At 70.5% G+C, this 8,086-nt stretch carries 8 protein-coding genes; 1 reads left to right on the top strand and 7 read right to left on the bottom strand.

Annotated elements, in window-relative coordinates:
* Positions 1 to 7 precede the first annotated feature (7 nt).
* The 3 genes from ACZ7OI_RS08585 to ACZ7OI_RS08595 all read right to left on the bottom strand — a co-directional run bounded on the left by ACZ7OI_RS08585 (position 8) and on the right by ACZ7OI_RS08595 (position 2,474).
* Positions 8 to 796, bottom strand: coding sequence for a thioesterase II family protein (locus ACZ7OI_RS08585; protein ID WP_470263544.1), 789 nt, complete (start codon positions 794 to 796; stop codon positions 8 to 10).
* 212 nt (positions 797 to 1,008) lie between these two features.
* Positions 1,009 to 1,848, bottom strand: coding sequence for a DUF4097 family beta strand repeat-containing protein (locus ACZ7OI_RS08590; protein WP_470263545.1), 840 nt, complete (start codon positions 1,846 to 1,848; stop codon positions 1,009 to 1,011).
* 101 nt (positions 1,849 to 1,949) lie between these two features.
* A complete protein-coding gene (locus tag ACZ7OI_RS08595) occupies positions 1,950 to 2,474 on the bottom strand; it encodes a hypothetical protein (protein ID WP_470263546.1) in 525 nt (174 codons plus the stop codon).
* 272 nt (positions 2,475 to 2,746) lie between these two features.
* Here ACZ7OI_RS08595 and ACZ7OI_RS08600 point away from each other — a divergent pair, with 272 nt between their 5' ends.
* Positions 2,747 to 4,246 (top strand): MFS transporter, encoded by a 1,500-nt coding sequence (locus ACZ7OI_RS08600; RefSeq protein WP_470263547.1) that lies wholly within the window; start codon positions 2,747 to 2,749, stop codon positions 4,244 to 4,246.
* Between the two features lie 467 nt (positions 4,247 to 4,713).
* Here the strand turns inward: ACZ7OI_RS08600 and ACZ7OI_RS08605 are convergent, their stop codons facing one another.
* Genes ACZ7OI_RS08605 through ACZ7OI_RS08620 form a run of 4 tightly spaced genes read right to left on the bottom strand, consistent with a single transcriptional unit; the run spans position 4,714 to position 8,073 of the window.
* Positions 4,714 to 5,592: a 3-hydroxyacyl-CoA dehydrogenase family protein gene (locus ACZ7OI_RS08605; protein WP_470263548.1), complete on the bottom strand. Its 879-nt coding sequence runs from the start codon at positions 5,590 to 5,592 to the stop codon at positions 4,714 to 4,716.
* Positions 5,593 to 5,621: 29 nt separating this feature from the next.
* A complete protein-coding gene (locus ACZ7OI_RS08610) occupies positions 5,622 to 6,674 on the bottom strand; it encodes an HAD-IIIC family phosphatase (protein WP_470263549.1) in 1,053 nt (350 codons plus the stop codon).
* Positions 6,674 to 7,813 (bottom strand): acyl-CoA dehydrogenase family protein, encoded by a 1,140-nt coding sequence (locus ACZ7OI_RS08615; protein ID WP_470263550.1) that lies wholly within the window; start codon positions 7,811 to 7,813, stop codon positions 6,674 to 6,676. The genes ACZ7OI_RS08610 and ACZ7OI_RS08615 overlap by 1 nt, the downstream gene beginning before the upstream one ends.
* Complete coding sequence (locus tag ACZ7OI_RS08620) at positions 7,810 to 8,073, bottom strand: acyl carrier protein (RefSeq protein ID WP_470263551.1); 264 nt, start codon at positions 8,071 to 8,073, stop codon at positions 7,810 to 7,812. The genes ACZ7OI_RS08615 and ACZ7OI_RS08620 overlap by 4 nt, the downstream gene beginning before the upstream one ends.
* Positions 8,074 to 8,086 lie beyond the last annotated feature (13 nt).

Below are 8,086 nucleotides of genomic sequence, written 5' to 3' on the forward strand. Positions count from 1 at the left end.
CCGCGAGTCATTCGACCGGTGCGGCGAGAATCTTTTCACCGACCAGCGCGAGCACTTCGTCGACCGAATCCGAGAGATAAAAATGCCCCCCGGGAAAGGTCCGGAAATCGAATTCCGCGACTGTTCGGCGGGCCCAGTCCCGCACACTGGCCACGGGGGCGCGCACATCGTCCTCGCCGACCAGGCAGGTGATCGGCGTACGCAGCAGCGGGGCGGCCGGAATCCTGAACCGCTCCCACAGCTCGAAGTCCGCGAGCACGGCGGGGAACAGCAGCTCCATCGCGTCCTCGTCGGCGAGCAGGTTTTCGTCGAACCCGCCCAGGCGCAGCACCTCCAGCCGGAACTCGCGCTCGCCGAGCTCGTGCAGCTTGGGCCGCGTATGCATCACCTCCGGCGCGGCCTGCGCGGAAACGAACAGCCGCGCGGGCGCCGGCCGGCGGAGAACGTGCAGCGTACGAGCCACCTCGAAGGCGAGCAGCCCACCGCAGGAGTGTCCGAAGAACGACAGCGGCAGGTCCTCGATCGGGCGCAGCGCGGCCACGATCTGCCGCACCAGCGGGCCCACCTCGGTCGCGGGCGACTCGTGCAGCCGGTTCTGCCTGCCGGGCAGCTGCACCGCGACCAGCTCGATCCCCGGCGGCATCCGCGCGGCCCAGGACAGGTACGCCCGCGCCCCGCCGCCGCCGTGCGGGAAGCACACGAGCCGGTGCACGGCGTCCGCGCGCCTGGCCCGCCACAGGAAATCCGTCTCGGCGACCAGACGCGTCTTCGTCCGCTGATCCGTCACTGCCCGCATGTCTCCTCCGCGACCACGCACGAAATGTGCACCACGAGGTAGGAAAAAAAGGAAAGGCGATCAAGTATTTCCATCCATGCGGAAAAGAAAAACAATTTCCGCGAACGGCGACCGCGATCCACATCATACATAGCGGACGGCTAACGGTGTCAAGAAATGCGAAGGCACCGGCGGCGGCGGTGTCCTGTCACCCGGACAAGAGAGCGGGCAGGTCAGGCCCGCTCGATGACGATGTCCCCGACGCCGGTGCGCGCCTTGAGCCGCACGACCTCGGCCGCGTCGCCGGGACCGTCGCTGGACTGCAGGAGATTGCGCACCTCGCCCAGCTTGGTGTGCGCCTCGAACTGGACGGCGCTGCCTTCGCGCACCCCGACGCCGATGTCCCCGAAGCCGCTGACGAGCGTCACGAGGCCGCGCACGACGCCGCCGACGCGGATTTTTCCGTTACTGGCCTTGACGTCCACATCGGCGCCGCCCTCGTCGACCGAGACGCCGCCGTTGGTGGCCTTGATCCTGAGTTCGTCGTGGACGGTGCCGAGCCAGATGTCGCCGTTGGCGTTGCGCACCGTCGCGGTGCTGTGGATTTCGCTGATCCGCGCGGCGCCGGAACCGATCCGCACATCCGCCGCGCCGCCGACGCGGTCCACCGTGACGTCGCCGATTCCGACGTCGAGACGCAGCGCCCCGACGCTGTCGAACCGAACGTGGCCCAGGCGGTTCTTCACCTCGCAGTTCCCGAGCTCGCCGGTGCAGTGCACCGACGACGACTGCGCGACGACCCGGATCGAAGACCGCACCGGCACCTCGATGTGCACGTCGACCGAGCCGCCTCGGGTGAACGAGTAGTAGCCCTTGGGCCCGGACACGACCAGCCGCCCCTCGGCGAAGTCCGCCTTCACCTGCTCGGCGACCTTGCGGTCGGCTTCCCGGTCGGCCTTGCTGGGGCGCACCTCGACCACCGTGTCGGCGCGTTCGGTCGCGAACACGAACACGTCTCCGTCACCCAGTTTGACCGTGACCGCGATCGGGCCCGGCGTGTCAAAGGAAGGCATGGGGTTCTCCGATGGGCTGGCCGGTCCCCGGCGCGAGCCGGAACAGCGGCGCAGCAGAGGCCGGCGCGGTCGGGAAAATCATGACAGGGAGCGGGCGGCGGTCAACGTGCCCATCCGTTGAGGTGCTGCTCGGCGCGCGGCGACCGGCGCTCGGCACGCCTGTTGTCGGCCTGCAGGCCGGCCGCGGCGGCGCGGACCAGCCAGGCGTTCACCGACAGCCCGTTGCGGGCGGCCATTTCTTCGATCTTGACCTTGAGCGATTCCGGCAGCCGGAAGTTGACGCGCGCGGTGGCGCCGCCCTCGTCACCGAGCGACCAAGCACTCGACGCGGCCTCGTCCGATCCCTCATCCTGGTCCGCGCCGGCCCCGTCGGCGTGCGCGGCCGGGGGCGGAACCACGACGAAGTCCGGCTCCATATCCCGCAGCCGCAGATCGACCGACCCGGGCGCGAGCCCGAACGAGATCTCCTCGACCGCAGCCGACAGCACCGACAGCAGGGTGAGCTTGACCGACGACTCCAGCCTGCCCACGAGACGTTCCACGAGCGCGCGAGCCTCGTCGCCGCTCGCCTCAGCCACTCCGACCAGCTCGCCGCGGAGGGCATCGATGTACGGCTGCATGTCCATGGGGCCATTATGGCACACCTTCGCGGCGCCATCCTCCCGAAGCCGCGGCCACGACCGAAAATAGACCTCTTACCTGGTCATCGGGCGCGTCGCGGCCGAGCTGACGACCCGCGTTCCGCCCCGGAAAAATCATCCAGGGCACCTCGCCTGTTGCATTTGACGCCAGATGGCGCCATGGTGGTATCACAACTCGGGGGAGGGACCACCGGCTTCCAGTCAGGCCGGATCGCGGCGCCCCGGAACGAACAGGGAAACGTAGAACGAGGAGCGCGATGACTACGCCAGTGCACACCCAAGGCCACCCGAGGCGGTGGCTGACCTTGATAGTCCTGTGCCTGTGCACGTTCGTACTGGTACTGGACAACACCGTGCTCACCGTGGCGATCCCGACGCTGAGCAAGGACATCGGCGCGGACAGCCAGGACATCCAGTGGATCGTGGACGCCTACATCCTGGTGTTCGCCGGGCTGCTGCTCACCGCGGGCGGGATGTCCGACCGGTACGGCAGGCGCAAGGTGCTGCTCATCGGGCTGGTGGTCTTCGGGCTGTCGTCGCTGCTCGCGGCGTTCGCCCGGAGCCCGGAGCAGCTGATCGCCGGCCGGGTGCTGATGGGCATCGGCGGCTCGCTGATCATGCCGGGCACCCTGTCCATCCTGATCACCGTGTTCAACGAGGAGGAGCGGCGCAAGGCCACCTCCATCTGGAGCACCGTCCTGATGCTCGGCATGATCGGCGGACCCGCGCTCGGCGGCGTGATCATCCAGCATTTCTGGTGGGGCATGGTGTTCCTGGTGAACGTGCCGGTCGCGCTGGTGTGCGCGATCGCCGCGCTGGTGCTGATGCCCGAATCCCGCGGCCCGCGCCGCAAGGCCGACCTGGTCGGCGTGATCTTCTCGATCGTCGGCGTCACCGCGCTGGTCTGGGTGATCATCGAGGTGCCCCGGCTCGGCATCGGCAACCGGAACATCCTCATCGCGGCCGCGATCGCCGTGGTCGCGCTGATCGTCTTCGTGGTCAGGGAACTGTCCGCGAAGCACCCGATGGTGCCGCTGGACCTGTTCCGGGACCGCAACTTCACCGGTGGCACGCTCACCCTGGTGCTGGTCCAGCTCGGCACCGCGGGGATCACGCTGATCATGCCGCAGTACTTCCAGTTCGCGCTGAACTACTCCCCCGCCGAGGCCGGTCTCGCGGTCATCCCGATGGCCATTTCCACCATCGTCGGCAACATGGCGGGCGGCAGCATCGGCATGAAGGTCAGCAACCGCGCCATGGCGGGCGGCGGCGTCATCCTGGTCATCGCCGGCTTCGTGGTGCTTTCCATGCTGGCGCCCGGCGACAGCTACCTGATGGTCGCGGCCGCGCTCGTGCTGATCGGCCTCGGCTCCGGCACCTTCTTCCCGGCCGCCACCACCAGCCTGATGGGTGCCATCCCGGAGGAACACGCCGGAGTCGGCGCGGGGCTCAACGACACCATCCAGCAGGCTGGCGCCGCGTTCGGCGTCGCGGTCCTCGGCAGCGTCCTCGCCAACGCCTACCACGCGGCGATGCCCGCCGACGCGCCCGAGGCGGCCCGGCGATCCATTTCCGAGGCGCTCGTCGGGAACGACCAGTCGGTGATCGCGCTCGCGCGCACCGCCTTCACCGACGCGGTGGGCACCACCTTCACCGTCGCGGTCGGCTGCTCCGTCGTCGCCTTCATCGTGGCGACGACGATGCTTCACAAGCGCAAGCCCTCCGAAGCCCAGCAGCGGGAGGACGCCACCGCCTGATCAGGACAGCCGGGCAACCGGGGTCGAGCGGCACCCGCCGCTCGACCCCGGTTCGCTGTCTCCGGAAGAAAAGGGACGAGGAGCGCACGGCCGCGGGCACAGTGGCGGCGACGGCGATCGATGCGGACGGCTGGTTCCCGGAGAGCGGGGTCGACGACTGCCCAGGAGGCGCGAACTCTCCCGAAGCGGTGATGTCCACAGTGGACGTCCATAGTGGACGATCTGGCGGATGCGGGCAGAGAGGCGGCAGGGGCACGGAGTTCTTGCCGGTCGGCCTGGCGTTCACCACGATTGGCAACGTGACCGCCCAGGGCGGGCGGGCCCGGGTCTTCCGCAGCGCGCCGCGCACCTGCACCCGGGCGGGCTGTTCCTGGTCGAGGCGTGCGTCGCCGGGATGCCCCTGAAAGACCGCTTGTCGGCCGGGGAAACCGGGCGGCGCGATCACCGGCTTCGGGCTGGCGAGGCATTCACAAGGCGGTTGGACGATACTTGCCGGCCAGTCCCGGGTAGCGGTGGAAGCCCTGGCCGCTCTTGCGGCCGAAGTGCCCGTCCGCGACCAGCCGGCTCAGCTCGGCGCACGGCCGGAACCGCTCGTCCCCGGTGCATTCCAGCAACACCCGCAGGGTGTCCGCGACGGTGTCCAGCCCGATCAGGTCGGCCGTGGCGAGCGGGCCCATGGCGTGTCCGAAGCAGTCCTGGAAGATCCGGTCGACGGTGGCCGGGTCCGCGGTGCCCTGCTGCACCACGGTGGCCGCCTCGTTGACGGTGAGCATCAGCACCCGGTTGGACACGAAGCCGGGGGCGTCCGCGACGACGATGCCCTTTTTGCCGATGCGCGTGAGCAGTTCGCTCGCGGCGCGCAGGGTCTCCTCGGCCGTGCGCGGGCCGCGGATCACCTCCACGACCGGTTTCAGCGGCGCGGGGTTCATGAAGTGCATGCCCAGCACCCGGTGCGGGCGGGCGGTGTGCGCGGCGAGCCGGTCCACCGGGATGGCCGAGGTCACCGTGGCGAACACCGCCTCCGGCCGGCACACCTCGTCGAGTTCACGGAACACCGCCTCCTTGAGCGGGATGCGTTCCGGCGCGCATTCGAGCACGAAACCCGCGACGGCGAGATCCTGCATCCGCGGAGTCCAGGTGATCGCGTCCGGCGTTGCCCGCGAGGCCCGGCCGGCCAGCTTCGCCAGCCTGATCCCGTCACGGAGCCGGGCCGGTGCGGTCGCGAGTGCCGCCTCGTCCGGATCGACCACCACGACGGAGTACCCGTCTCCGGCGAGGCACTGGGCGATTCCGGCGCCCATGGTGCCTGCGCCGACCACCCCGATCACGTTTCCGGTGCTGGGCATGGCGTTCTCCCTGTCTCGGCCGGGCCCGCTCACGCGAGCACCACCCGCACCGGATGCCGGCGGGCGGGCGGCGGGTTGCCGGGGTCGATGGCCAGGGTCGTGCACCCGGCGGTCTGCTCGATCGCTTCGAACCCGCTGAAGCGCAGGGTCACCAGCATCTGCCGGTTGGTGTCGGTGGGCACGAACTCGGCGACCGGGCGGCGGCCCGCGGCCAGGGATTCGGCGATGATGTGGTCGATCAGCACCGTGCCGACGCCGCGGGAGAGCACCCGGCAGGACATCAGCAGCAGCTGGAGAACCGTTGCGCTGTCCCGGAGTTCGGTCACCGCCAGGCCGATCGTGCCGTACGAGCCGAACCGGTCCTGGAGGTCGGCGACGAGCACCTGGTGCCCGGGATCCGCGCACAGCCGGCGCAGCTCGGCCTGCTCGAAGGTGCGGCCGGTGGTGTTGAGCTGGTGCGTGCGCACGGTCAGTTCGTGCGCGCGGGCGAGATCGGCCTCGCCGGCCCGCCGGATGGTGAGCACCAGCTCCAGCGACTCCAGGAATTCGGCGGGTGGCCCGGCGTGCTCGGCTTCGGCCGCCTTGCGCCGCCGTTCGGTGCGGTAGAGCTGGCGCCGCTGGGCGCACTCGCCGGTGACCACCGACGGCGAGAACTCCTTGTACGTCGCGAGCCGGCCGGCCATTTGCGCGGGATAACACCGTACGACCGGCAGCGCGGCGGTCACCTCGGCTCGTTCCGCCGGATCGTTGTCGACGAAGGCGATCGTGTCGAGGCCGATGTTCAGCTCCTCGGCGATCCGCTCGACGGACCGGGATTTCGCTCCCCAGTTCACCTCCACCACAGTGAACATCTCGTCGAGCCCGTGCGCGGCCAGGTGCCCGGCCGCGACGTCGTGCTCGCCGCGGCTGGCCACCGCGTGCAGGATGCCCCGCCGGTCCAGGGTGTGCAGGGCCTCGACGGCCGCGGGGAAGGGAATCGGCCGGTCGCCCTCCACCACGACCCCGTCCCACAACGTGTCGTCCAGATCCCACACCAGGCACTTCACCGTGGGTACCGGGATCCGGCCACTCTGCCCTTTCATCACGCGCCCTTCCGCAGTTCGGCCCGCTGCCGGCGACCGCGCAGCAGGTGATCGGCGATGTGCAGTTCACAGACCTGCGTCGGGCCCTCGATGATTTCCATGACCTTGGCGTCCCGGAAGAATCGGCCCGCCCGGCTGCCGGGGGCACAGCCCGCTGCGCCCAGCACCTGCACCGCGCCGGCGGTCACCGCGGAGGCGGCGGTCGTCGCCAGGTACTTGGCGACGATGGTCTCCGCGACAGCGTCCGGGTCCTTGCCGTCCCGCAGCCGCGCTGCTCGCCGGCACAGCTCACGCGCGGCCCGGCTGTCCGCCACGGCTTTGGCCAGCACCGAACGCACCAATTGGTGCCCGGCCAGTGCGACCCCGCCCTGGCTGCGCCGCACCGCGTGGTCCGCGGCGTCCCGCAGGCACGCCTCGGCCATCCCGACACCTCCCCAGGCCACTGTGAACCGCCCGTGGTCGAGCGCGCTGCCCGCCACGTGCGACAGGCCGAAACCGGCTGGGGCGACCAGATTCTCCGGCGGTACGCGAACCCGGTCGAACCGCAGGTGCGCCAGATGCGCCGCGCGCATGCCGAGCTGCCCGCGCACCGGCTCCCGGACGACGCCGGGCCGGTCCGCCTCGACGAGGACCGCCACCGGACGTCCGCCGGTGACGCCCAGCACCAGAAACACGTCCGCCAGCTCGCCGAAGGTGCTCCAGCGCTTGTCGCCGGTGACCGTGTACTGGCCGCCCTCGGCGGTGACGGCCGTGGTGACCGAGGCGAGGTCGCTGCCCGCCCCCGCCTCGGTCGCCGCGAACGCGGCGAGCAGCTCCCCCCGGGCCAGCGCCGGCAGCCACCGCTCGCGTTGTCCGGCGGTGCCCCAGCGCGCCAGCGCGACGCAGACCATGCTCTGCACGGTGAGCAGGCCGCGCAGCGAGCTGCACACGCCACCGAATCGCGCGCACAGTTCGCCGACCTGTTCGGCGGTCGCGCCGAGCCCGGAGTACCGAGCCGGCACCACCGCGCCGAGCAGCCCCTCCCCCGCCACCGCGCTCCGGACCTCCGCGGGCAGCTCGCCCCGGGCGTCCCAGTCGTCCGCGTCTTCGCGCACGTCGTCGGCCAGCCGCGCGCCGAGGGCGGCGAGCTCGCTGCTCACGTTTCCGCGCTCTGGGCCGCGGTTTTCGCCAGCACGAACTCGGTCAGTCTGGCCGACGTGCGGAAATGGGACAGGTCGAGGTCGTCGACGCCGACCTCGAACCCGTACCGTCCCTCGACGAAGGCCACCAGCTCGATCGCGAACAGGGAATTGGCCAGTCCCAGCGCGAAATAGTCGTCGTCCGGGCCCAGCTCCGCACCGAGGCTGGCGGTCAGGTACCGCCGCAGTTCCGCGCCGACCGCGGCATCCGGTGTTTCCATGCGAACTCCCCTG

It is taken from the genome of Amycolatopsis sp. NPDC114503, from assembly GCF_055633655.1.

Excerpts from the sequence above, each read along its gene's own strand:
- ACZ7OI_RS08585 (WP_470263544.1), bottom strand. The coding sequence starts at position 796 with ATGCGGGCAGTGACGGATCAGCGGACGAAGACGCGTCTGGTCGCCGAG.
- ACZ7OI_RS08590 (WP_470263545.1), bottom strand. The coding sequence starts at position 1,848 with ATGCCTTCCTTTGACACGCCGGGCCCGATCGCGGTCACGGTCAAACTG.
- ACZ7OI_RS08595 (WP_470263546.1), bottom strand. The coding sequence starts at position 2,474 with ATGGACATGCAGCCGTACATCGATGCCCTCCGCGGCGAGCTGGTCGGA.
- ACZ7OI_RS08600 (WP_470263547.1), top strand. The coding sequence starts at position 2,747 with ATGACTACGCCAGTGCACACCCAAGGCCACCCGAGGCGGTGGCTGACC.
- ACZ7OI_RS08605 (WP_470263548.1), bottom strand. The coding sequence starts at position 5,592 with ATGCCCAGCACCGGAAACGTGATCGGGGTGGTCGGCGCAGGCACCATG.
- ACZ7OI_RS08610 (WP_470263549.1), bottom strand. The coding sequence starts at position 6,674 with ATGAAAGGGCAGAGTGGCCGGATCCCGGTACCCACGGTGAAGTGCCTG.
- ACZ7OI_RS08620 (WP_470263551.1), bottom strand. The coding sequence starts at position 8,073 with ATGGAAACACCGGATGCCGCGGTCGGCGCGGAACTGCGGCGGTACCTG.